The sequence below is a fragment of the Streptomyces davaonensis JCM 4913 genome (assembly GCF_000349325.1).
GTDB lineage: Bacteria > Actinomycetota > Actinomycetes > Streptomycetales > Streptomycetaceae > Streptomyces > Streptomyces davaonensis.
In genome coordinates this window covers 5,638,669-5,661,712 of record NC_020504.1, presented here as the reverse complement: position 1 = coordinate 5,661,712, position 23,044 = coordinate 5,638,669, and the positions used below count along the sequence as shown (strand labels likewise).

Below are 23,044 nucleotides of genomic sequence, written 5' to 3'. Positions count from 1 at the left end.
GTTGCGGTGGACCTGAGGGGATTTGAACCCCTGGCCCCCTCGATGCGAACGAGGTGCGCTACCGGACTGCGCCACAGGCCCTTGCAACGAGTGAAACTCTAGCATCCCGATCCGCCCGCTTGGAAATCCGTTCCCCGGCGGGCCACTGGCCCGGTGCAGGTGGGGCGTGCGGACGGGTTCGGCGGGCGTCCGGCGCCGACGGACGGCGCGGGCGCCCCCTACTCGTTGGCCGCCCGCGGCCGCCCGCCGTCCTCGTACTGGTCGAACAACGGCGTACGCCCCCGTTCACGCGCCCGCCGGGCGGAGGCGGCCCGGCGGGCGTCACTGCGCCCGCCGCCGTCCGCCTTCTCCTCACCGTCAGCCGCCTGCGTCTCCGCCTGTTCGGCTCCGGCCGCGCGGGCCTCCGCCGCCTCCTGCTCCGGCGCGACCGCGCTGGACCGCGCCGAACTCCACGCGTCGGGCGCCCCCAGGTCCACGTCCGCCGTGGCGCGCGGCGCGACGGGCGCGGTCACGTACGTCGGCAACGGCACCGGCACGGGATCCCAGCTCTCACCCTGCCCCGGCCGCCGCTGGCGCTCACGCTGCTGATCGACCCACTCCGCGTGATCGGTCTGCTCGACGAGCGCCCGCCGGTCCGCGGCCAGCGTCGAAAGGCCCGGGTCGCTCTGTGGTCCAGGGCCTTCGTCAGGCTCCTCTGCGTCCGCGCGGGCGTCGGCGGAGACACGCCGGCGCGGCTGGCGCGCACGCTCCTTGAGCTGTTGCGCGGCGACCTCGGCGCGCCGACGGTCCATCTGATACGCGAAGCGGCGGCGCTCCTGGGAGCGCAGGTAGGCGATGTACGCGCTGAGCAGTACGGCAGGCACGCCGGGTGCCCACAGGAACGCGAGCCCTCCGACGGCGGCGACGATCGCGCCCATTGTGAAGGCGAGGAAGAGCATCACGGTTGTGCGCCGACGGCGCGCGAGCACCTTTGTGCGCCGGGCGCGCGCCGCGGCCGCCTCCTCGGCAGGCGAGGGGGGCGTACGCCGCGCGGCCGGGACCGGCTTCTGCGCCGCCTGCGCCTTCTGTGCTTTCTGTGGCTTCCGCGACTTCCGCGCCGGTGCGGGTCCGGGTTCGGGCGCCGGGGCGGCCGCGCGTGCGCGCGCCGGTTCGGACCGCTCCTGCCGCTCCGGCTCCTCCGCGCGCGCCGACACCGTCTGCGGGCGCGTCGGAGACACGGCGAAGGCCCGGACGTCCACCGATGCGGTGACGCCGTCCGGGTCGTCGGCGCTGGGCTCCCCCTCGTCGGCGGAGCGCGCGCGCAGGTCCTTGGCGTACCGGCGCTCCATCCCCGCCCGTCCGGACAGCAACCGGATGGCTGTGCTGAAGCGTTCCGTCGGACGGGCCTCGTTCAGCTCGTCCTGCCTACGGAGCCACATCGGCACCAAGTAGGCGGCCCAGGCCCCGACAATGACTGCGTAGATGAGGCCACTGCTGCTCACGCCTCACACGGTAGAGGGGTTTGCGTGAGGCCATCTGCCAATTGAGCCGGTGTGTCGCACGATCTGGCTGATATTTCGAAATTTTTTTGTGACCGATGCGATCAGCTGGCCGCAGATGAGGCGAATTCAGGGCTCCGAGTCGGTCGCGAGGCGATCAATTTCGAACATTTATTCAATTACCCCGGGCTATGCGGGATTCCCCGGCGTGTTCTGCGGGTTCCTCGGCCCGTCGGAGGACCTCCCCCGGGAGTGTGCCCGGCGCCAGCGGTTCAGCAAGCCGTCGGGCGCTTCTTCCGCGGTGAGCGCGAACACGAGATGGTCGCGCCAGGCCCCGTCGATGTGGAGATAACGGGGTCGCAGCCCCTCCTCGCGGAATCCGAGTTTCTCCACGACCCGGCGGCTCGGCCCGTTCTCCGGGCGAATGCAGACCTCGATGCGGTGCAGTCCGACGGTGCGGAAACAGTGGTCCACGACGAGCGCCACGGCCGTCGGCATCACCCCGCGGCCGGCCACCGCCTGGTCCACCCAGTAGCCGACATGCCCCGAGCACATGGAGCCCCACGTGATCCCGGCGACCGTCAACTGCCCGACCAGCCGCCCCTGGTACTCGATGACGAACGGCAGCATGCGGCCCGCGTTCGCCTCGGAGCGCAGGTGCCGGACCATCTGGCGATAGGTCGGCCGGTGCGCGATCGGCCCGCTCGGCGTGGGCGGCGGAATGGTCGCCTCCCAGGGGCGCAGCCAGTCCCGGTTGCGCCGGTTGACCTCGCGCCAGGCCCGCTGGTCGCGCAGCTTTATCGGCCGGAGGACGACATCGCCGTCCGCCAGCACGACGGGCCAGGATGGGCTGTTCAGCTCGCACCCCCACTGCCTGTGCCGGGTCTCGGATGATCGCCGCCACGGATCTGGTCCACGGCGTGCACCAGCAGGGGCTCCAGGACGGCGAGCCCGTCCTTCACCCCGCCGGTGGAGCCCGGCAGGTTGACGATCAACGTGCCGCCCGCCACCCCGGCCAGCCCCCGGGAGAGCACGGCGGTCGGCACCTTCTCGCGGCCGAACGCCCGGATGGCCTCCGCGATGCCCGGCACCTCGTAGTCGATCACCGCGCGGGTCGCCTCGGGCGTGCGGTCGGTGGGCGAGATGCCGGTGCCGCCGGTGGTGACGACAACGTCGTACCCGGCCTCGACGGCGGCCCTCAATGCAGCCTCCACGGGGTCGCCGTCGGGCACGACCTGCGGCCCCTCGACGGCGAACCCGAAGCCCTTCAGCCCGTCGGCGATCAGCGGGCCGCCCTTGTCCTCGTAGACGCCGGCGGAGGCGCGGTTGGAGGCGGTGACGACCAGGGCGCGGCGGATCCCGACGGTCATGCCCGGCTCCAGTCGCCCGACTTGCCGCCCGTCTTCTCCTCCACGCGTACGTCCGTGATGACCGCTCCCTTGTCGACCGCCTTGACCATGTCGATCACGGTGAGTGCGGCGACGGAGACCGCGGTGAGGGCCTCCATCTCGACGCCCGTGCGGTCCGTGGTCCGCACGGTGGCCACGATCTCCACGGCGTCGTCCGCGACCGACAGATCCAGTTTCACACCCGACACCGACAACGGGTGGCACAGCGGGATCAGGTCCGGGGTGCGCTTGGCTCCCATGATGCCCGCGATCCGCGCGGTGGCCAGCGCGTCACCCTTGGGGACGCCCTCACCGCGCAGCAGCTCGATCACGCGGGGCGCGACCAGGACCCGCCCGCTGGCGCGAGCGGTGCGCGCGGTCACGTCCTTCTCCGATACGTCGACCATGCGCGCGGCGCCCGCCTCGTCGATGTGCGTCAGTCGGTCCTGCGTACTCATGCTGTGTGGCGCTCCCGGTCCGGGCCCTCGGCGGTGCGGCGCTGGGCCTGCTGTGCGCGACACGGTACCGCCAAGTCGGCGCGCGCACCGGAGCAGGACCGGCACGCGCGCGTGGGCTCAGCCGAGCAGCACGACCTCGACCTCGGCGCCGGGCTCGACGGACTCGGCGTCCTCGGGGACGACGATCAGCGCGTCGGCGTGCGCGAGGGCTGCGACCAGGTGCGATCCGGCCCCGCCGACGGGGCTCACGGCGCCTTCGGCGTACGTCGCGCGCAGGAACTGTCTGCGCCCCTTCGGCGAGGTCAGCGCCTTGTCCGCCGTGAGGGTCGCGGTCGTGCGCGGCCGGTGGACGTCCTCCAGGCCCATGAGGGTGCGGATCGCGGGGCGCACGAACAGTTCGAAGGAGACGTACGACGACACCGGGTTGCCGGGGAGGGCCAGCAGCGGGGTGTGGTCGGGGCCGATGGAGCCGAAGCCCTGGGGCTTGCCCGGCTGCATGGCGAGCTTGCGGAACTCGATGCCGCTGCCGGCCTCGTCCTCGTCGCCGACGGACTCCAGTGCTTCCTTGACGACGTCGTACGCCCCGACGCTGACGCCGCCGGTGGTGACCATGAGGTCGGCGCGCACCAGCTGGTCCTCGATGGTGGAGCGCAGGATCTCGGCGTCGTCGGCGACGGCGCCCACGCGGTAGGCGATGGCACCGGCGTCCCGGGCGGCCGCGGTGAGGGCGAAGCTGTTGGAGTCGTAGATCTGGCCGCTGCGCAACTCCTCGTCGGGCTGGACGAGTTCGCTGCCGGTGGACATCACGACCACGCGCGGGCGCGGGCGTACGCGTACCGTGCCGCGGCCGATCGCGGCGAGCAGGGCGATCTGCGGCGGGCCGAGGACGGTACCGGCCTCCAGTGCGCGGTCACCGGCCTTCACGTCGCTGCCCTTCGCGCGCACGTGCGCGCGGGCCTCGGCGGGCCGGTACACGTGCACATGCCCGGTGGCGCCCTCGGGGGCAAGGCTGCGGGCGCGCATCCCGGCCACCGGGCCCTCGCCGAGGCCGCCGTCGGTCCACTCGACGGGGACGACCGTCTCCGCGCCCGGCGGCAGCGGCGCGCCGGTCATGATGCGCGCGGCCTGGCCGGGACCCACCTGGACCAGCTCCGCCTGACCCGCCGCGACGTCCCCGACGACCTCCAGGACCGCCGGGAACTCCTCGCTCGCGCCCGCGACATCGGCGACCCGTACCGCGTACCCGTCCATGGAGCTGTTGTCGAACGGCGGCAAGGAGACCGGCACCGTGACGTCGTCGACCAGGACGCAGCCCTGGGCGTCGAGCAGTTGCAGCTCGATGGGTTCGAGGGGACGGACGGTCGCGAGGATGTCCTCCAGGTGTTCGTCCACCGACCAGAGGTGGTCCTGGTCGGTGGTGCGGGGCGCGGCGCTGCTCAAAGTGGCTACATCTCCTCGGCTACGTAACTGCGAAGCCAGGTCCGGAAGTCCGGGCCCAGGTCTTCACGTTCGCATGCGAGTCTGACAATGGCACGCAGGTAGTCGCCACGGTCCCCGGTGTCATAGCGGCGGCCCTTGAAGACGACGCCGTGCACCGGGCCGCCGACCTTCTCGTCCGCCGCGAGCTGCTGGAGGGCGTCGGTGAGCTGGATCTCGCCACCGCGGCCGGGCTCGGTCTTGCGCAGTATGTCGAAGATGTGCGGGTCGAGGACGTAGCGGCCGATGATCGCGTAGTTGGACGGGGCGTCCGTGGCGTCAGGCTTCTCCACCATGCCCGTCACCTTGACGACATCGCCGTCCTCGGTGGTCTCGACCGCGGCGCAGCCGTAGAGGTGGATCTGCTCGGGCGCGACCTCCATGAGCGCGATAACGCTGCCGCCGCGCTGCTCCTGGACCTCGACCATGCGCTTGAGCAGCGGGTCGCGCGGGTCGATGAGGTCGTCACCGAGGAGGACGGCGAAGGGCTCGTGGCCGACGTGCGGGGCCGCGCACAGCACCGCGTGGCCGAGCCCCTTGGGGTCGCCCTGGCGGACGTAGTGCATGGTCGCGAGGTCGCTGGACTCCTGCACCTTGGCGAGCCGGCTGGCGTCGCCCTTCTTCTGAAGGGCGGACTCCAGTTCGTAGTTGCGGTCGAAGTGGTCCTCGAGGGGGCGCTTGTTGCGGCCCGTGATCATGAGGACATCGTCGAGGCCCGCGGAGACGGCCTCCTCGACCACATACTGGATCGCCGGCTTGTCGACGACCGGCAGCATCTCCTTGGGAGTGGCCTTGGTGGCCGGCAGGAACCGGGTGCCGAGACCTGCTGCGGGAATGACAGCCTTGCTGATCCGAGGGTGCGACTGAGTCATGCCCGCAACCTTATCCGGTGCCTTTGTAGGGAATCTGTGGCTCCGGTTAATTGGCTCTCATATGAGCACATTGAAGGGGTACGGGTACGACCAATGAGTCACATCGGACGTCCGGCCGAGCCTGACAAGCGAACGTTGCGGCGAGAGTTCCTCGCGGTGAGAAGCAGGTTGACGGCCGATGACGTACGGGAAACGGCGCTCGCGTTGGCGGGGCGCGCGCTCGACCTGCCCGAGCTGGCGCGAGCGCGCACAGTGGCGGCGTACGTCTCGGTGGGGAGCGAACCGGGCACGCTCGCTCTGCTGGACACGCTGCGCGCGCGGGGCGTGCACGTCCTGCTCCCCGCGCTCCTGCCCGACAACGACCTTGATTGGGGCGCCTACACCGGCGAGGACTCCCTCGCACGGGTCCGACACGGCGGAAAGATGGCCCTCTTCGAGCCGGCCGGCGAACGCCTCGGACCAGACGGCGTGACCGCCGCGGACGTGGTGCTCCTGCCCGGGCTCGCGGTCGACGCGCGCGGCATGCGCCTGGGGCGCGGCGGGGGCTCGTACGACCGCGTGCTCGCGCGCCTGGAGCGCGCGGATGCCCACCCCGCGCTGGTGGTGCTGCTGTACGACACGGAGGTCGTCGAGCGCGTCCCGGCGGAGGAGCACGACCGGCCGGTGCACGCGGTGGTGACGCCATCTGCCGTGCGCCGCTTCCACACGACCTGAGCCTCGCCGCATACGAAGGGGCCCTCCACGCGTGCGTGGAGGGCCCCTTCGTCGTCGCGCCGTCAGTGGCTCAGGGCTGAAGCACCAGTGTGTCGCTCGTGCTCTCCTCGACCGCGTCCTTGGTGAAGGACCAGTCGAGCAGCTCGCCGTCGGCCCACTTGTCGGTCTGGTCGGTGTAGTGGGCGTTGTAGGCGTGCCCGGAGGCGCCCGTCAGGTTGATCCATTTCGACTTGTCGAGGTCGCCGAGGTTCACGACCATCCGCATCGACGGCACCCAGATGACGCCGTAGCCGCCGGCGGCGTTCCAGCCGGTGGCGTTGACCGTCGCCTCGCCGCCGCTGAGCTTCCAGGGGCCGCGGTTGAGGACGTACTGGAGGAAACCGGGGCCTTCGGTGCCGAGGGTCTGGTTCTTCAGGAACAGGCGGTGCAGCCGGCCCCAGCTCCAGGTGTCGATGTCCTTGCCGAGCTTCGCGGTCAGCTCCCAGCGGGCGTCGATCAGGGCGCGCTCGAACAGCTCGTCACGGTTGTCGGCGGCCGGGCGGGTGCCCGACTTGGGCGTCTGCCACCAGTCGCTGTCCTCGTCGTCCATGAGGTTGCGCACGACTTCGAACCAGCGGTCGCCGCCGTCGGGCTGCGCCTGGTCGGCGTCGCGCTGACCGCACTCGCGAACCTTCTCGACTTCGTCCGCGGGACCGGTGGTGTTGATCGGGTCGACCCACAGGCACTGGCCCTTGACCCGCAGCTCCTTGGGCAGCTTGTTGCCGAAGGAGAGCTTGAGGATGTTGCGCCAGACCGAGTTGAAGTAGGCGGCGGCCGCCGAGTCGGCGTCCTGGGTGTAGTCCCAGCCCTCCAGAAGCTTCTGCGCCTCGCGGACGTCCGGGTCGTCGATGTCGATCTTCAACAGCTTCGGCACCAGCAGCTTGGCGATCTCACTGCTGTTGTCGAGCTGCATCTGGCGCATGTCGTCGGTGGAGATCTTGCCGCCGTCGTCGATCTTCGACTTGATCAGGTCGGTGATGCGCTGGCTGCGCGTGCCGTAACCCCAGTCCTCGGTGAGCGTGTAGGGGTACTTGTCCTCGTCGATCACGGCCTGGTTGGCGGTGACGATGTAGCCCCGCGCGGGATCGAACTCGAAGGGCAGCTTGTTCTGCGGGATGTAGCCGGTCCAGCGGTACTTGGAGTTCCAGCCGGGCTGCGGGATCGACCCGTCGACGCCCTGCGCGCGCGTGGGGATCTTTCCGGGGAGGGTGTAGCCGATGTGGCTCTCGGTGTCGGCGTAGATCAGGTTCTGCGAGGGCACGTCGAACAGGGCGGCCGCGTCGCGGAAGTCGTCCCAGTTCGCGGCCTTGTCCATGGCGAAGACGGCGTCCATGGAGGTGCCCGGGTCCAGGGCGGTCCAGCGCAGGGAGATGCCGTAGCCGTCACCGCGGTCGGGTGCGGAGGTGTCGACCTCGGCCTTCTTGCCGACCTTCACCAATTCGTCGTTGCGGTCGGAGAGCAAGGGGCCGTTGTTCGTCTCGCGGACGACGATCGTCTTGGACTCGCCGCCGGCGACCTTGATGGTCTCCTCGCGCGTGGTGAACGGCTTGACCTTGCCGTCGTACTGGTAGCCGCTGCCGGTGAGCTTCTCCAGGTAGAGGTCGGTGACGTCGACACCGGAGTTGGTCATGCCCCAGGAGATGTTCTTGTTGTGACCGATGATCACACCGGGCATGCCCGCAAACGTATAGCCCGCGACGTCGTACTGGCACTTGTCCGAGACGCTGCGGCAGTGCAGGCCCATCTGGTACCAGACGGACGGCAACGAGGCCGACAGGTGCGGGTCGTTGGCCAGCAGGGGCTTGCCGGTGATGGTGTGATCGCCGGAGACGACCCAGGAGTTGGAGCCGATGCCGTTGCCGTTCACGCCGACGGCCGTCGGGAGGTCCTCCAGGACGCCGTAGAGGCCCGAGAGCTGGCTCTGGAGGCCCGTGGCGCCGTCCGTGGACGTTCCGGCCGTGGAAGTGCCTCCGGTGGACGTTCCGCCCGTCGCGGTGCCGTCGGCGGAAGCGCCGCCGGTGGAAGTGGCGCCGCCCTGCTCGAACGTCTCGGTGAGCTCGTCGTACTGGCCCTCCTGGACGATCGCCTTGTTGCGGTCGTACGGGTACTGCGGGTAGAGGTCATCGATCTGCTTCGGGCCCAGACGACTGGTCATCAGGGCGCGGTCGATCTCGTCCTCCATGTTGCCGCGCAGGTCCCAGGCCATCGCCTTCAGCCACGCCACGGAGTCGACCGGGGTCCACTCCGCGGGCTTGTAGTCGTTGGCGAAACCGAGGGCGGCGTACTCCAGGGAGAGCTCCTCGCCCGACTTGCCCTCCAGGTAGGCGTTCACGCCCTTGGCATAGGCCTGGAGGTACTTCTTGGTGTCGTCCGACAGCTTGCTGTCGTACTCCTCCTTGGCGATCCGGTCCCAGCCCAGGGTGCGCAGGAACTCGTCGTTGTCGACCTGGCCCTTGCCGAACATCTCCGACAGGCGCCCGGAGGTCATGTGACGGCGCACGTCCATCTCGTAGAACCGGTCCTGGGCCTGGACGTAGCCCTGCGCCATGAACAGGTCCTCGTCGGAGGAGGCGTAGATCTGCGGGATGCCGTAGCCGTCGCGCTTCACGTCGACCGGGCCCGACAGACCGTCGATCGTGATCGATCCCGTCGTCTGCGGGAAGGACGCGCGGACGGTGCTGATGGACCAGTAGGCCCCGTACGCGACGCCTCCGATGATGGCCAGCACGAGGACGATGACGATCAGGCGGGCTCTGCGCCCCTTCTTCCTGCCGGACTTGCCGGGCTGCTGACCCGTAGAGGCGGTGGTGTTGGGGGGCATCGCTGTCCTTGCTGTCCTAACGCGAGCGGCAGGCGGTCCTGGAGTGCTGGAGCAACCATAGGCGCAGGGCCAGGTGCCACTTGACGCGGAGTAGGGAACCCGCGCGCACGAGCGTTCGATCATGCCCGGCCGAGCGTCAAGAAATCGTCAAGAGTTAGGTAAGGTAACGAAGTAGTTGGGTACGAAGTTCCACCACTTCGTGTCCTATGTACGTGAGCTCACGCGCGCGTGCCCGTGAGCCAGGGAAGGGAACGGCCGCTGACTGTCCACGACCTCAATCAGCTCCTGCTCGTCTGCTCGCTCGTCCTGCTCGTCGCCGTCGCCGCGGTCCGGATCTCCTCGCGCAGCGGGCTCCCCAGCCTGCTCGTGTACCTCGGCATCGGCGTCCTCATGGGCCAGGACGGCATCGGCGACATCAAGTTCGACAACGCCGAGCTGACGCAGGTCATCGGGTACGCGGCCCTGGTCGTGATCCTCGCCGAGGGCGGTCTGAGCACGAAGTGGAAAGAGATCGAACCGGCCCTTCCCGCCGCCACCGCGCTGGCACTGGTGGGCGTCGCGGCGAGCGTGGGTGTCACGGCGTGCGCGGCGCACTACCTGACGGGCCTTGAGTGGCGTCAGGCACTGATCATCGGCGCGGTGGTGTCCTCCACCGATGCCGCCGCGGTCTTCTCCGTGCTGCGGAAAATCCCCCTCCCCGCGCGCGTGAAGGGCACGATGGAGGCGGAGTCCGGCTTCAACGACGCCCCCGTGGTCATCCTGGTGGTCGCCTTCTCGCACACCGGCCCCATCGAGCACTGGTACGTGCTGGTGGCCGAGATACTGCTGGAACTGGCCATCGGCGTCGCCATCGGCCTCGCGGTGGGCTGGCTGGGCTCCTGGGGCCTGCGGCACGTGGCACTGCCCGCCTCCGGCCTTTATCCCATCGCCGTCATGGCCATCGCCGTCGTCGCCTACGCGGCCGGCGCCCTGGCCCACGGCAGTGGCTTCCTGGCGGTCTACCTCGCGTCCATGGTGATGGGCAATGCCAAGCTGCCCCACTGGCCGGCCACGCGCGGCTTCGCCGAAGGACTCGGCTGGCTGGCCCAGATCGGCATGTTCGTCCTGCTCGGCCTTCTCGTCACCCCGCACGAACTGGGCGACGACATCCTGCCCGCGCTCGTCATCGGCCTGGCGCTGACGATGATCGCCCGCCCGCTCAGTGTCGTGCTCTGCCTGACGCCGTTCCGGGTGCCATGGCAGGAACAGACCCTGATGTCCTGGGCCGGTCTGCGCGGCGCCGTCCCCATCATTCTGGCCACGATCCCCATGGTCGGTGGCGTCCAGGACAGCCGCCGGATCTTCAACGTCGTCTTCGTCCTGGTCGTCGTCTACACCCTCGTCCAGGGGCCGACGCTGCCCTGGCTCGCCCGCACGCTGAAGCTCGGCGAGGACGCGGAGGCGGCCTCCGACCTCGGCATCGAGTCGGCACCGCTGGAGCGGCTGCGGGGGCACCTGCTGTCGGTCGTGATCCCCAAGGGCTCGAAGATGCACGGCGTCGAGATCAACGAGCTCCGGCTGCCCGCCGGCTCCGCCGTCACTCTGGTCGTGCGGGACGGAACCTCGTTCGTGCCGCTGCCGACGACGGTGCTGCGACGTGGGGACGAGCTGCTCGTGGTCGCGACGGATCCGGTGCGGGACGCCGCGGAACGGCGGCTGCGGGCCGTGGGGCGTGGGGGCAAGCTGGCCGGGTGGCTGGGGTCGAATGGAGACGAGGGCGGCGCGGGGGCGGGGCCGGGGGCTCGCACGGGGCGCTGAGCGCGACGACGCGCGAGCCGAGCCGCGCGCCCCTTTCCGGGCCGACGCGCAGCAGTCACAGCGCACCGCGTTATTAAGGGTGCGTTTCGTACCGTTCACACCCCATTCATTCACAGGCACTCCGGAGCCGTGGTGCTCGTTTTCACAGGCGCACCAGCCGTTGATCCCTGTACGATGAAGGCGCACTTTGATCGAACCAACTCTGCCTGACGCAGAGCTGGCGCGACCGTATGGCGGCCGGGACGCTCTCCGACGTAGGCGCCGGTATCTACCGCAGTTCCGCGCAAGAGGACAGCTCTCGGCGCCCCCCGCACAGGGCGCGCTACCAGGTGGCAGAAAGGCACGGGCCGTGGAGTCCACGGTCACCACCGAGCCGTCGAAGACCTCGCCGGCCTCCTCCCGCCCGGGATACGGACAGCTGCTGCGCACCCGCGGCGTCTGGACGTTCCTGCTCCCCGGCTTCGCGGCGCGCCAGCCGTTCGCGATGCTCACCATTTCCATCGTGCTGCTCGTGCAGCACACCACCGGCTCGTACGGCGCCGCGGGCGCCGCCGCGGCCGTCACCGGCGTCTCGATGGCGCTGTTCGCGCCGTACAGCGGGCGCCTTGCCGACCGGTACGGGCAGCGCACCGTTCTGATCCCCGGCGTTCTGGTGCACACGCTCGCGGGTCTGACCCTGACGGCGCTCGCGCTCGCGGACGCTCCCCTGTGGGCGCTGTTCGCGGCGGCCGTGCCCACGGGCGCCTCGGTTCCGCAGGTCGGTCCCATGGTCCGCGCCCGCTGGGGCGTGAAGCTCCAGGACTCGCCCCTGATGACCACCGCCGCGGCCTTCGAGTCCGTCACCGACGAGCTGACCTTCGTCGTCGGCCCGCTGCTCGCCACCGCGCTGTGCACGGCTGTCGACCCGGCCGCGGGCCTGGTCACGGAGGCCGCTCTTACGTTGGTCGGCGGTCTGCTGTTCGCCGCGCAGAAGAGCACCCAGCCCTCGGTCACGGTCGATGGGCACGCACGCGTGAGGCACGCTTCGGCACTGCGGGTCCCCGGGGTGCGCGTACTGATCGTGACCTTCCTGGGAATCGGATCGGTCTTCGGCGGCATGCAGGTGTCGCTGGCCGCCTTCACCGAGTCCATCGGCGAGCCCGGCCTGAACGGCGTCCTGTACGGCGTCTTCGCCGCGGGCAACATGCTCTCCGGCATAGCGTGCGGCGCCATCGCGTGGAAGATCGCCCCTCAGCGGCGCCTCGTCCTCGGCTACGTGGCCCTCGCACTGGCCGCGTCCGGACTGTGGGCCGCGCACTCGGTGCTGGTCCTCGCCGGTCTCGGGCTCCTCGTCGGCATGAGCATCGCGCCCGCGCTGATCACCGGCTACACGCTGGTGGAGAACCTGGTCCCGGCCGGCGCCCGCACCGAGGCCTTCACCTGGCTGACCGGCGCGGTCGCGCTCGGCCAGGCGGCCGCCGTCACGGTCGCCGGACAGCTGGAGGACCGCTTCTGGGACGGTGCCGGATTCCTCGTGCCGATGGGTGGCACGCTGATCGCCCTGGCGACGCTTCTGGCGCTGCGCTCGCGGCTCTCGGCACGCCCTCGCAGCCGTACCGTCGCACGTGGCGTCGGTCACCGCGTGCCGGTCACGGTGGACTGATCCGAAGGAATACGTCACTATGGACCGTCGTTAGCACTCATTGAGTGAGAGTGCCAGGAGGAAGACAAGTGCCTACCTACCAGTACCAGTGCACCGAGTGCGGCGAGGGCCTCGAGGCGGTGCAGAAGTTCACCGACGACGCCCTGACCGAGTGCCCCAACTGCGGTGGCCGCCTGAAGAAGGTGTTCTCAGCGGTCGGCATTGTCTTCAAGGGCTCCGGCTTCTACCGCAACGACAGCCGCGGCTCGTCTTCGAGCAGCTCGCCGGCGTCGTCGTCCAAGTCGTCGACGTCCTCCTCCTCGTCCTCCTCGGACTCCAAGCCGTCGAGCTCGGGCACCTCGACCAGCAGCAGCTCCGCCGCGTAACACCTCTCTCACGAGACCCCGCCGACGTAGGACGGCGGGGTCCTTCGTATTCCCGGAGGGCCTCTCGGTGGCGAAGGGCCGCCAGCTAGTGTGACCGCATGGCGAACGCAGAGATCGGTGTAATCGGCGGCTCCGGCTTCTACTCGTTTCTCGAGGACGTGACCGAGATCCAGGTGGACACCCCCTACGGACCGCCGAGCGACTCCCTCTTCCTCGGCGAGATCGCCGGCCGACGGGTCGCCTTCCTGCCCCGGCACGGACGCGGCCACCATCTGCCGCCGCACCGGATCAACTACCGGGCCAACCTGTGGGCGCTGCGTTCGCTGGGTGTGCGCCAGGTCCTGGGGCCGTGCGCGGTGGGCGGTCTGCGCCCCGAGTACGGTCCGGGCACGCTGCTCGTGCCGGATCAGCTGGTCGACCGTACGAAGTCCCGGACGGGGACGTATTTCGACGGGCTGCCACTGCCTGGCGGCGCCATTCCGAACGTGGTGCATGTGTCGCTGGCCGACCCCTACTGCCCGGCAGGCCGGGCCGCCGCGCTGAAGGCGGCGCGCGGACGGGACTGGGAGCCCGTGGACGGCGGCACGCTGGTGGTAATCGAGGGGCCGCGATTCTCCACCCGTGCTGAATCGTTGTGGCACCAGGCGCAGGGCTGGTCGGTGGTGGGCATGACCGGCCATCCCGAGGCGGCGCTCGCCCGTGAACTGGAGCTCTGCTACACGTCGATGACGCTGGTCACCGACCTCGACGCCGGCGCCGAGACCGGCGAGGGCGTCTCGCACGACGAGGTGCTCCGGGTGTTCGCCGCGAACGTGGACCGGCTGCGGGGTGTGCTGTTCGACGCGGTGGCCGCGCTGCCCTCGAACGAGGAGCGGGACTGCCTGTGCACGTCCGCGCTCGGCGGGATGGACCCCGGGTTCGAGCTGCCGTAGGGCTGAACAGCGGGCCTCTGTGGATCCGCGGGTCTCTGTGGATTCACAGGGCACTTCTCCTGGGCGGAACCTCCCGTTCGGGTGAGGGAGTTGTCCACAACCTCTTGCTCCTCCACCGCCCTCAGCGGGCGGCGGCACGAAGCCTCATCGTGGGCCTCGCAAGCCGTTCCCTCGTGGCAGGTGGTGGTTCCTCATGTCCTACGGTCCGTCTCCGACCCCTTCCCCCTTCTCACCCTCGTCCGTCTCTTCCTCTCCTCCGCGCCCGCTCGGCACGGACGCGCCTCCGACGTGCGAGGTGCCGCACTTCGCACCGGTGCGGGTGCGCGGCGGACGGTTCCCCCTGAGCCGACTCGTACGGCATCGGCGGCGGGCCGTCGCCGCGGGGCTGGCGGTCACGGCGGCCGCGCTGGTGGCGGCAGGCCCCCGGGACACGGATCGGGCGCGCGGCCATCCGGCGACCGAGCCGGTACGCGAGCGGCGCGCCGTCGAGATGGTGACGGCGCCGGTGCGGATCGCCGACGGGGCGACGGTGCGGCTGCTGCGGCCGGGGGACCGGGTGGACGTCATCGCGGCCGAGGAGGCGTCGGCCGGGGACGCGCGCGTGGTCGCGCGCGGAGTGCGGGTGACGAAGGTGCCCGAGGCCCTGGACGACGCGGTCGACAGTGGCGCGTTGGTCGTCCTCACGGTGCCGCGCACCACCGCGGCGCGTCTGGTCGGCGCGAGTGCGACGGCACAGCTGGCGGTGACGCTGTGCTGAACCGTGTGTACCGCCTGGTGCGTGAGTGCCTGTCAAGTCGCACGTTCGAGCTATCGGATTGGACAGGATGGCTCAACCCTGACGTAGGTTGCGGAGCGATCTGTTCCACAACTTGCGCGTGCGAGGAGAGTCCCCCAAGTGAGCGAGAAGAAGGAACCGAGCCTCCTGGACGGCTTCAAGGCCTTCCTGATGCGCGGGAACGTCGTCGATCTGGCAGTGGCGGTGGTCATCGGCGCCGCCTTCACCAACATCGTCAACTCGGTGGTGAGGGGCGTCATCAACCCGCTCGTCGGGGCGATCGGGACCAAGAACCTCGACAGCTACAGCTCGTGTCTGAAGGGCCCCTGCGAGAAGGCCGCGGACGGCACTGTCTCGAGCGGCGTGATGATCCTCTGGGGCTCGGTCCTGGGAGCGACGCTCAGCTTCGTGATCACCGCGGCGGTGGTCTACTTCCTGATGGTCCTGCCAATGGCCAAGTACCTGGCGCGGCAGGAGGCCCGCCGGAAGGCGAAGGAAGGCACCCACGAGGTCATCGAGGTGACCGAGCTGGAGGTGCTGAAGGAGATCCGCGACGCGCTGGTCGCGCAGCGCGGCTCGGGCCACAACGAGTCGTAGCGGCGCTCGAAGGGGCAGTGCGGGCGGGCGCCCGCTGGGCCCGTCGGGCTCAGATGTGGTGGGGCGGCTTCTCGTCGAGGAAGCGCTTCAGGTCGGCCGCGCTGTCGCTCGTGGCGCTCGGCCGGTCGCCCCACCCGTGGTCCGTGTCGTCGGCGGACTGCTGGTCCAAGGGGTCGTCGAAGACCAGCGCGGCCTTCGGCTCGCGCGGCTCGGGGGCGGGGGCGGTGTCCATGCCTCCAGAGTACGGCCCTGGCGGGGACGTCCGTGGCGGGCCGGGCGGGGATTCAGACGGCGTACAGGCCGTGCGCCGAGAAGAATCCCCTGGCCAGGGCCGTTTGCTCCGGGGTGGGGCAGGGGGTGTCGTGCAATGCGAAGGGTCGGCCGAGGGCCTGCCACTTGGCCTCGCCGAGCTTGTGGAAGGGCAGGACGTCGACGCGTGTGACGTTGCCGAGCGAGGCGGCGAACGCGGCGACGCCCTCGATGTTGGCCGGGTCGTCGGTGAGCCCGGGCACGAGGACGAACCGGACGTGGACCTCCTTGCCGAGATCGGCCAGGCGCCGGGCGAAGTCCAAGGTGGGCTCCAGCGGGCGGCCGGTGACCTTGCGGTAGGTGGCACGGTCCCAGGACTTGATGTCGAGCAGGACCAGGTCGGTGTCGCGCAGCAGCGCGTCGGTGGCCCGGACACCGAGGTAGCCGGAGGTGTCCAGGGCGGTGTGCAGCCCGAGTTCGTGCTTGAACCGGTGCAGCAGCTCGCCCGTGAACACCGGCTGGAGCAGGGGCTCTCCCCCACTGACGGTGGCGCCACCACCCGCGGCCGCGATGAACCGCGTGTACTTGCCCGCCTCGGCGACGATCTCGTCGGCGGTGGTGCGCTTGCCGTCGTGCATCCGCCAGGTGTCGGGGTTGTGGCAGTACAGACAGGTCAGCGGGCAACCGGACAGGAAGGTGACGAAGCGGGTGCCGGGCCCGTCGACGCCGGTCGAAAGGTCCCACGAGTGGACCGACCCCACGGCCGGGCGGCGGGTCGCCGCGGCAGCCGGGGTGCACGGGCCGGCCGTCGCGGCGGCGGTCCCGGCCCGCGCCGGCGAGGCCGGCGCGGACGGACGAAGCGCGGTCATCGCCCAGCTCCCTTACAGCGAGCCGTGGAAGGTGCGGTTGATGACGTCGAGCTGCTGCTCGCGCGTGAGGCGGATGAAGTTGACCGCGTAGCCCGAGACCCGGATGGTCAGCTGCGGGTACTTCTCGGGGTGCTCCATCGCGTCCTCCAGGGTCGCCCGGTCGAGCACGTTGACGTTCATGTGGAAGCCGTCGCTCGCCATGAAGCCGTCCAGGACGCCCGCGAGATTGGCGACGCGCTCCTCGGGGGTGCGGCCCAGGGCGTCCGGGGTGATGGTGTTGGTCAGCGAGATGCCGTCCTCCGCGTCGTCGTACGGGAGCTTGGCGACGGAGAGCGCCGAGGCGATGTACCCGTGTTCGTCGCGGCCGTTCATGGGGTTGGCGCCCGGCGCGAAGGGGGCGCCGGCGCGGCGGCCGTCGGGGGTGTTGCCGGTCTTCTTGCCGTAGACGACGTTCGAGGTGATCGTCAGGACGGACTGGGTGTGCACCGCGTCGCGGTACGTCGGGTGCCGTCGGACCTTCTCCATGAAGTCGTGGACGATCCAGCGCGCGAGGTCGTCGGCCCGGTCGTCGTTGTTGCCGTATGCCGGGTAGTCGCCCTCGACGACGTAGTCGACGGCGAGGCCGGTCTCGTCGCGGATCACCTTCACGCGTGCGTGCTTGATGGCGGACAGGGAGTCGGCGGCCACCGACAGGCCGGCGATGCCGCACGCCATGGTGCGCAGGATCTGCCGGTCGTGGAGGGCCATCTCCAGGCGCTCGTAGGCGTACTTGTCGTGCATGTAGTGGATGACGTTGAGCGCGTGCACGTAGGTCTTGGCCAGCCAGTCGAGCATGGCGTCGTAGCGCGTACGGACGGTGTCGTAGTCGAGGTACTCGTCGGTGATCGGCTCGAAGCCCTCGACGATCGTCTTGCCGGAGACCTCGTCGCGGCCGCCGTTGACGGCGTACAGCAGGGCCTTGGCGACGTTCACGCGGGCGCCGAAGAACTGCATCTGCCGGCCCATGGCCATCGCGGAGACGCAGCAGGCGATGGCGGTGTCGTCGCCGTACTTGGGGCGCATCAGCTCGTCGGACTCGAACTGGAGGGCGCTGGTGTCGATGGCGACCTGGGCGGCGTACCGCTTGAAGCCCTCGGGCAGGCGCGGCGACCAGAAGACGGTGAGGTTGGGTTCGGGGGCGGGACCGAGGTTGTAGAGGGTGTTCAGGGCGCGGAAGGTGGTGCGGGTGACCAGTGGGCGCCCGTCCTCTCCGAGGCCGGCCATGGACCAGGTGACCCAGGTGGGGTCGCCGGAATAGAGCTCGTTGTACTCGGGGGTGCGCAGGAAGCGGACGATGCGGAGCTTGATGACGAAGTCGTCGATGAGTTCCTGGGCCTGGGCCTCGGTGAGCAGGCCGCGTTCGATGTCCCGCTGGAGGTAGATGTCGAGGAAGGCGTCAATGCGGCCGATCGACATGGCGGCGCCGTTCTGTTCCTTGACGGCGGCGAGGTAGGCGAAGTAGAGCCACTGGACGGCCTCGCGGCCGGTGCGGGCGGGGCCGGAGATGTCGTGGCCGTAGGAGAGGGCCATGGCCTTGAGCTCGTCGAGGGCCCGGATCTGCTCAGCGGTTTCCTCGCGTTCCTGGATCACATCCGCACTCGGCCACTGGACTTCGAGTGCGCTTTTGTCCGCTCGCTTTTCGAGGATGAGCCGGTCGACGCCGTAGAGGGCGACGCGACGGTAGTCGCCGATGATGCGGCCGCGGCCGTAGGCGTCGGGCAGGCCGGTGATGATGCCGGAGGAGCGGCAGGCACGGATCTCGGGGGTGTACGCGTCGAAGACGCCGTCGTTGTGGGTCTTGCGGAGCTTGGTGTAGATCTCCCGGACGGCGGGGTCGGCCTCGTACCCGTAGGAGTTGAGGGCGCTCTCGACCATGCGCCAGCCGCCGTTGGGCATGATGGCGCGCTTGAGGGGTGCGTCGGTCTGAAGACCGACGATCAGGTCGAGGCGGCGGTCGATGTAGCCGGGCGCGAAGGCGTCGATGCGCGACGGGGTGGTGACGTCGACGTCGTGGATGCCCCGTTCGATCTCGGCGGGGAACATCGCGAGGAGCTTGTCCCAGACCTTGGTGGTGCGCTCGGTGGGTCCGGCGAGGAAGGCGCCGTCGCCCTCGTAGGGGGTGTAGTTGTTCTGGACGAAGTCGCGCACGTCGACGGCGTCGCGCCACAGGCCGCCCCGGAAGCCGGACCAGGCGTCCGCCGCCGTCTCAGGGATCGTCTGTGCGGCAGGGGTGGTGGTCGTGCTCTCCGCAGGGCTGGCAGTCATGGCGGGCACCTTCCTCTCGGCTTCGCCGGTACGTCTCCATTGCACGCCCGGACGGAGCGGTCCGGAGGCCGCGTTGGTCCCCGATTGCGGCCCAATGGTCCCGTCAGTGCACCGTCAGATCGACGACCCAACCGTCTGACCTGGCCTTTTCGTAGGGACATTGGACCTCAGCGCACTTGTGAATCCGTTCACAAGAAATTCGGCGGCCTATCTGCTCTGCTTGGACTCATGACGTCCAGTTCGACTCCCGCGTCGCCCACACCCGGCGCGCCCGGAAACCACCGCCCCCTGCGCAGACTCACGGCGCGCGGCCGCGACGAGGCGCACCGCGCCTCCACACCGCTCGAGCTCTTCTTCGACCTGTGTTTCGTCGTGGCCATCGCCCAGGCGGGCGTGCAACTGGTGCACTCCGTGGCGGAGGCACACACCGGTGAGGGCATCCTCAACTACGCGATGCTCTTCTTCGCCATCTGGTGGGCGTGGATGAACTTCACCTGGTTCGCCTCCGCCTACGACAACGATGACGTCCTCTACCGGGTCGTCACCCTGGTACAGATCGCGGGCGTGCTCGTCCTGGCGGCCGGGGTCTCCAAGGCGTTCGAGGACCATGACTTCCTGGCCGTCTGGCTGGGCTACTTGATCATGCGGCTCGCGATGACGACTCAGTGGTTGCGCGTGGCACGCTCCTGTGGTGAGGGCCCGGAGAGAACGACGGCCCTGCGGTACGCGGCTGGAGTGTTCCTCTGTCAGATCGGCTGGCTGGGGCTGCTGGTCCTGCCCGAGGACGCCCGGCCCTGGGTGTTCCTGGTGATGGCGATCCTGGAGATGTGCGTGCCTGCGTACGCGGAGAAGGACCAGCCGACGTCCTGGCATCCGCGCCACATCGCCGAGCGGTACGGCCTGTTCACCATCATCGTGCTCGGCGAGACGATCGCCGCGGCCACGGTCGCCGTGAAGACCGCCATCGACGAGAACGACGCGCTCGGCGAACTGCTGCCGATCGCCGCGGGCGGGCTCCTGATCATCTTCTCCGCCTGGTGGATCTACTTCGTGGTGCCGATCCACGGCCATCTGCGCTCCAACAGGCAGTCCTTCCTCTGGGGCTACGGCCACTACGTGATCTTCGCGTCGGCGGCCGCGATCGGCGCCGGCCTGGAAGTCGCGGTCGAGCAGGCGGTCGGCGAGGCGCACATCTCCACGCTGTCCGCGTCGGCGGCGGTGACGCTGCCGACGGCGCTGTATCTGCTCACGGTGTGGGCGCTGCACTCGCGGCACTTCAAGGTGGGCACCGCCCAGCAATTGGTGCTGCCGACGACGGCGCTGCTCGTCATCGCCTGCACGTTCTTCGGCGACTGGGCAGTGCCCGCGGCGGGAATCGTCTCGGCGCTGGCGGTGGCAGTCGGCACGACGCTCACGGCGCGCATGACCGCGCGGGAAAGCAGGGGCGGGTCGCCGTCGGCGGCAAGGCTCTCCGGCTGATGTCGTGGGGTCGCGCCCCGGGCTGGACGACACTGACCCCATGACAGTTGACGCATTGACGGACGTCGCCGGTGTGCGGGTGGGTCACGCCACGCGCACCGGCGACGGTTGGCTCACCGGCACCACTGTCGTCCTCGCTCCGGAGGGCGGGGCCGTCGCCGCGGTCGATGTGCGGGGCGGCGGGCCCGGCACCAAGGAGACCGACGCCCTAGACCCGCGCAATGTCGTGCAGAAGGTCGAGGCGATCGTCCTCACCGGGGGCAGCGCGTACGGACTCGACGCGGCCTCCGGTGTGATGGCCTGGCTGGAGGAGCGGGGCCGCGGGGTGCGCGTAGGGCCGGATCCGGCGCACGTCGTACCCGTGGTGCCCGCGGCGTGCGTCTTCGACCTTGGGCGCGGCGGCGACTTCCGGGCGCGGCCGGACGCGGCGACAGGGCGGGCGGCGGTCGAGGCGGCCGCGGCGAGCGCGTCGGGCGCCCAGGTCGAGGAAGGGTGCGTGGGCGCCGGTGCGGGGGCGGTGGTCGGGGCGATGAAGGGCGGGGTCGGGACGGCGAGCGTGGTGCTCGGCTCGGGGGTCACCGTCGGGGCGCTGGTGGTGGCGAACGCGGTGGGGAGCGCGTTGGATCCGGAAACCGGCGTGCTGTACGGCGAGTTGTTCCAGGGGCGTGTGGAGTACCCGCAGGCGCGTGTCCAGGAAGCCGCGCGCCTGCGCCTCGCGGAGAGCGCCGCGAAGAACGCGCTCCCGCCGCTGAACACGACGCTCGCCGTCGTCGCGACCGACGCGGAGCTCACCAAGGCGCAGGCGCAGAAGCTGGCCGGTACGGCGCACGACGGCATCGCGCGCGCCGTGCGGCCGGTGCATCTGCTCAACGACGGTGACACGGTGTTTGCGCTGGCAACCGGGGGGCGCGCGCTCGATGCCGCGAGCCCGCTCGCGCTGAACGCGATCCTGGCCGCGGGCGCGGATGTGGTGACGCGCGCGATTGTGCGTGCGGTGCGCGCTGCTGAGGCCGTGGACGGGCCGGGTGGGGTGTGGCCGTCGTACGGGGAGTTGTACGGGGTGGCGGGCGGTCTTGAGGGGGCGCGGGGCAGCGGGAGGGCGCCCCGCGGGTAGGGGCTGACGGGGTCAGGCGGCGCGAGCCGAGCGGTAGTGGGGGGGCGGGCGCTCTGGCAGCCGTCGCCTGGGTGTCGCGCTGGCGCGGGGGTTGGGTTGCGCGCCGCCGTGCCGGGCGCGGCCGCGTGAGGCGGAGGTGGGGCAGAGGCGGAGGCGGGCGGCGCGCACAGCGAAGCGCGGTGCCCCAACCGGCGTTCGAGCCATGCAGGTTGCGCGCTCAATGACGTGCGCCGTGCGCCGCCTCCCGGGTCACACCCGCCCCACTCCCACTCCCGAATGTCCCGGTTCTGTCACGTGACGGCGTTCATGGCGAACGGAGGGAACCCGACCCCTCGGGGATCCCCTCTATCTGCACGCACCGGATCGGACCACGCACATCACGCGAACATGGAGCAGCCTGTGACAACGCCGGACAAAGCAGCGCGGCGCGTACTGGGGACCTGTGCCGTCCTGGTGGTCGGCGCCCTCACCCTGACCGCCTGCGGCGGCAGCGCCAACGCCAAGAATGACGACAAGGGTGGCGACGCCGCCAAGACGTCGGGCGCGAAGATCGTGATCTCCGCGAAGAACGGTTCGTCGGGGGCGTCGATCAACTCGACCGGCGTGAAGGTCAGCGGCGGTCGGCTCACCGACGTGAAGATGACGGTGGCGGAGACGGGGCAGGCCGTGCCGGGGGCGATATCGGCGGACGGCGGCAGCTGGAAGCCGAAGGAGCAGTTGGAGCGCGGGACCGAGTACGAGATAGCGGCGAAGGCGAAGGGCGAGGACGGGAAGAGCGCGGCCGCCAAGTCCAGCTTCACCACGGTGTCGCCGGAGAACAGCTTCATCGGGACGTACACGCCGGACAACGGGACGACGGTGGGCGTCGGGATGCCGGTGTCGTTCACCTTCGACAAGGCGATCAGCGACAAGAAGGCCGTGCAGTCGGGCATCACCGTCACGTCGAGCAGCGGGCAGAAGGTCGTCGGGCACTGGTTCGGAGAGCAGCGGCTCGACTTCCGGCCCGAGGAGTACTGGAAGGCCGGCTCCAAGGTCACGATGAAGATCGACCTGGACGGGGTCGAGGGCGCGAACGGCGTGCACGGGGTGCAGAAGAAGACCGTGACCTTCACCATCGGGCGGTCGCAGGTCTCCACGGTCGACGTCAACACGCAGACCATGACGGTCACGCGGGACGGCAAGACGCTCAAGTCGGTGCCGATCTCGGCAGGGAGCGCGGAGTTCCCGACGTACAACGGGCAGATGGTGATCTCCGAGAAGCTCGTGGAGACGCGGATGGACAGCCAGACGGTGAATCTGGCCGACGCGTACGACATCCCGGATGTGCCGCACGCGATGCGGCTGACGACCTCGGGGACGTTCCTGCACGGCAACTACTGGTACAACAAGGGCAACCCGCCGTTCGGGCAGGCGGGGACCAGTCACGGCTGTGTCGGGCTTCAGGACGTGCAAGGCGCGCAGGGCGACACGACGGCGAAGTGGTTCTACGACAACTCGCTCATCGGTGATGTGGTGATCGTCAAGAACTCCCCCGACAAGTCGGTGGCGCCGGACAACGGGCTCAACGGGTGGAACCTGCCGTGGAGCGAGTGGACTGCGGGAAGTGACGCCTGAGCAGGTCGTTCTGACGGTTCGTCGGGGCCGCGCGGGAACCAACCGCGCGGCCCCGACGTTT

General features: G+C 70.1%; 20 protein-coding genes and 1 tRNA gene. 10 read left to right on the top strand and 11 right to left on the bottom strand.

All coding sequences use genetic code 11. The features are described from left to right. Window positions 1-7: 7 nt before the first annotated feature. The 7 genes from BN159_RS25140 to galU all read right to left on the bottom strand — a co-directional run bounded on the left by BN159_RS25140 (window position 8) and on the right by galU (window position 5,672). Window positions 8-81 (bottom strand) — tRNA-Ala (locus tag BN159_RS25140). Between the two features lie 137 nt (window positions 82-218). Continuing rightward, on the bottom strand, window positions 219-1,481 hold the full coding sequence (sepX, locus tag BN159_RS25135; RefSeq protein WP_015659810.1) for a divisome protein SepX/GlpR: 1,263 nt from the start codon (window positions 1,479-1,481) through the stop codon (window positions 219-221). Window positions 1,482-1,667: 186 nt separating this feature from the next. Further along, window positions 1,668-2,312: a GNAT family N-acetyltransferase gene (locus BN159_RS25130; protein ID WP_015659809.1), complete on the bottom strand. Its 645-nt coding sequence runs from the start codon at window positions 2,310-2,312 to the stop codon at window positions 1,668-1,670. Between the two features lie 20 nt (window positions 2,313-2,332). Further along, a complete protein-coding gene (locus BN159_RS25125; RefSeq protein ID WP_015659808.1) occupies window positions 2,333-2,848 on the bottom strand; it encodes a MogA/MoaB family molybdenum cofactor biosynthesis protein in 516 nt (171 codons plus the stop codon). Continuing rightward, the gene (gene moaC, locus BN159_RS25120; protein WP_015659807.1) at window positions 2,845-3,324 is read right to left on the bottom strand and encodes a cyclic pyranopterin monophosphate synthase MoaC; all 480 of its coding nucleotides are present in this window, start codon (window positions 3,322-3,324) and stop codon (window positions 2,845-2,847) included. Before moaC ends, BN159_RS25125 begins: the two co-directional genes overlap by 4 nt. A 117-nt stretch (window positions 3,325-3,441) precedes the next feature. Beyond that, window positions 3,442-4,764, bottom strand: a complete 1,323-nt coding sequence (gene glp, locus BN159_RS25115; RefSeq protein WP_015659806.1) for a molybdotransferase-like divisome protein Glp — start codon at window positions 4,762-4,764, stop codon at window positions 3,442-3,444. Window positions 4,765-4,769: 5 nt separating this feature from the next. Continuing rightward, a complete protein-coding gene (galU, locus tag BN159_RS25110; protein ID WP_015659805.1) occupies window positions 4,770-5,672 on the bottom strand; it encodes a UTP--glucose-1-phosphate uridylyltransferase GalU in 903 nt (300 codons plus the stop codon). 93 nt (window positions 5,673-5,765) lie between these two features. Between galU and BN159_RS25105 the strand changes: the two genes are divergently transcribed. Next, window positions 5,766-6,386 carry a 5-formyltetrahydrofolate cyclo-ligase gene (locus BN159_RS25105; RefSeq protein WP_015659804.1) on the top strand — a complete coding sequence of 207 codons (621 nt, stop codon included), beginning with the start codon at window positions 5,766-5,768 and terminating at the stop codon, window positions 6,384-6,386. A gap of 70 nt (window positions 6,387-6,456) precedes the next feature. Here BN159_RS25105 and BN159_RS25100 read toward each other — a convergent pair whose 3' ends face one another. Further along, window positions 6,457-9,246 carry a penicillin acylase family protein gene (locus tag BN159_RS25100; protein WP_015659803.1) on the bottom strand — a complete coding sequence of 930 codons (2,790 nt, stop codon included), beginning with the start codon at window positions 9,244-9,246 and terminating at the stop codon, window positions 6,457-6,459. Between the two features lie 228 nt (window positions 9,247-9,474). Between BN159_RS25100 and BN159_RS25095 the strand changes: the two genes are divergently transcribed. From BN159_RS25095 to mscL, 6 genes are all read left to right on the top strand, one after another. After that, the gene (locus BN159_RS25095; RefSeq protein ID WP_015659802.1) at window positions 9,475-11,043 is read left to right on the top strand and encodes a potassium/proton antiporter; all 1,569 of its coding nucleotides are present in this window, start codon (window positions 9,475-9,477) and stop codon (window positions 11,041-11,043) included. Window positions 11,044-11,392: 349 nt separating this feature from the next. Further along, window positions 11,393-12,685, top strand: a complete 1,293-nt coding sequence (locus tag BN159_RS25090; RefSeq protein ID WP_015659801.1) for an MFS transporter — start codon at window positions 11,393-11,395, stop codon at window positions 12,683-12,685. A gap of 68 nt (window positions 12,686-12,753) precedes the next feature. Next, window positions 12,754-13,050: an FmdB family zinc ribbon protein gene (locus BN159_RS25085; RefSeq protein WP_015659800.1), complete on the top strand. Its 297-nt coding sequence runs from the start codon at window positions 12,754-12,756 to the stop codon at window positions 13,048-13,050. A 98-nt stretch (window positions 13,051-13,148) separates the two neighbouring features. After that, window positions 13,149-13,982 carry an S-methyl-5'-thioadenosine phosphorylase gene (locus BN159_RS25080; RefSeq protein ID WP_015659799.1) on the top strand — a complete coding sequence of 278 codons (834 nt, stop codon included), beginning with the start codon at window positions 13,149-13,151 and terminating at the stop codon, window positions 13,980-13,982. 193 nt (window positions 13,983-14,175) lie between these two features. Continuing rightward, window positions 14,176-14,739, top strand: a complete 564-nt coding sequence (locus tag BN159_RS25075; RefSeq protein ID WP_015659798.1) for a CpaB family protein — start codon at window positions 14,176-14,178, stop codon at window positions 14,737-14,739. A gap of 138 nt (window positions 14,740-14,877) precedes the next feature. Continuing rightward, complete coding sequence (gene mscL, locus BN159_RS25070) at window positions 14,878-15,354, top strand: large conductance mechanosensitive channel protein MscL (protein WP_015659797.1); 477 nt, start codon at window positions 14,878-14,880, stop codon at window positions 15,352-15,354. A 49-nt stretch (window positions 15,355-15,403) separates the two neighbouring features. Here mscL and BN159_RS25065 read toward each other — a convergent pair whose 3' ends face one another. The 3 genes from BN159_RS25065 to pflB are packed head-to-tail and all read right to left on the bottom strand — an operon-like array spanning window position 15,404 to window position 18,776. Beyond that, window positions 15,404-15,586, bottom strand: coding sequence for a hypothetical protein (locus BN159_RS25065; protein WP_015659796.1), 183 nt, complete (start codon window positions 15,584-15,586; stop codon window positions 15,404-15,406). Window positions 15,587-15,638: 52 nt separating this feature from the next. Next, the gene (gene pflA, locus BN159_RS25060) at window positions 15,639-16,472 is read right to left on the bottom strand and encodes a pyruvate formate-lyase-activating protein (protein WP_015659795.1); all 834 of its coding nucleotides are present in this window, start codon (window positions 16,470-16,472) and stop codon (window positions 15,639-15,641) included. 12 nt (window positions 16,473-16,484) lie between these two features. Further along, a complete protein-coding gene (pflB, locus tag BN159_RS25055) occupies window positions 16,485-18,776 on the bottom strand; it encodes a formate C-acetyltransferase (protein ID WP_015659794.1) in 2,292 nt (763 codons plus the stop codon). A gap of 228 nt (window positions 18,777-19,004) precedes the next feature. Between pflB and BN159_RS25050 the strand changes: the two genes are divergently transcribed. The 3 genes from BN159_RS25050 (at window position 19,005) to BN159_RS25040 (ending at window position 22,983) form a co-directional block, all read left to right on the top strand. Next, complete coding sequence (locus BN159_RS25050; protein ID WP_015659793.1) at window positions 19,005-20,255, top strand: low temperature requirement protein A; 1,251 nt, start codon at window positions 19,005-19,007, stop codon at window positions 20,253-20,255. Between the two features lie 40 nt (window positions 20,256-20,295). Next, window positions 20,296-21,369 carry a P1 family peptidase gene (locus BN159_RS25045; RefSeq protein WP_015659792.1) on the top strand — a complete coding sequence of 358 codons (1,074 nt, stop codon included), beginning with the start codon at window positions 20,296-20,298 and terminating at the stop codon, window positions 21,367-21,369. A 399-nt stretch (window positions 21,370-21,768) separates the two neighbouring features. Further along, the gene (locus BN159_RS25040) at window positions 21,769-22,983 is read left to right on the top strand and encodes a L,D-transpeptidase (protein ID WP_015659791.1); all 1,215 of its coding nucleotides are present in this window, start codon (window positions 21,769-21,771) and stop codon (window positions 22,981-22,983) included. Window positions 22,984-23,044 lie beyond the last annotated feature (61 nt).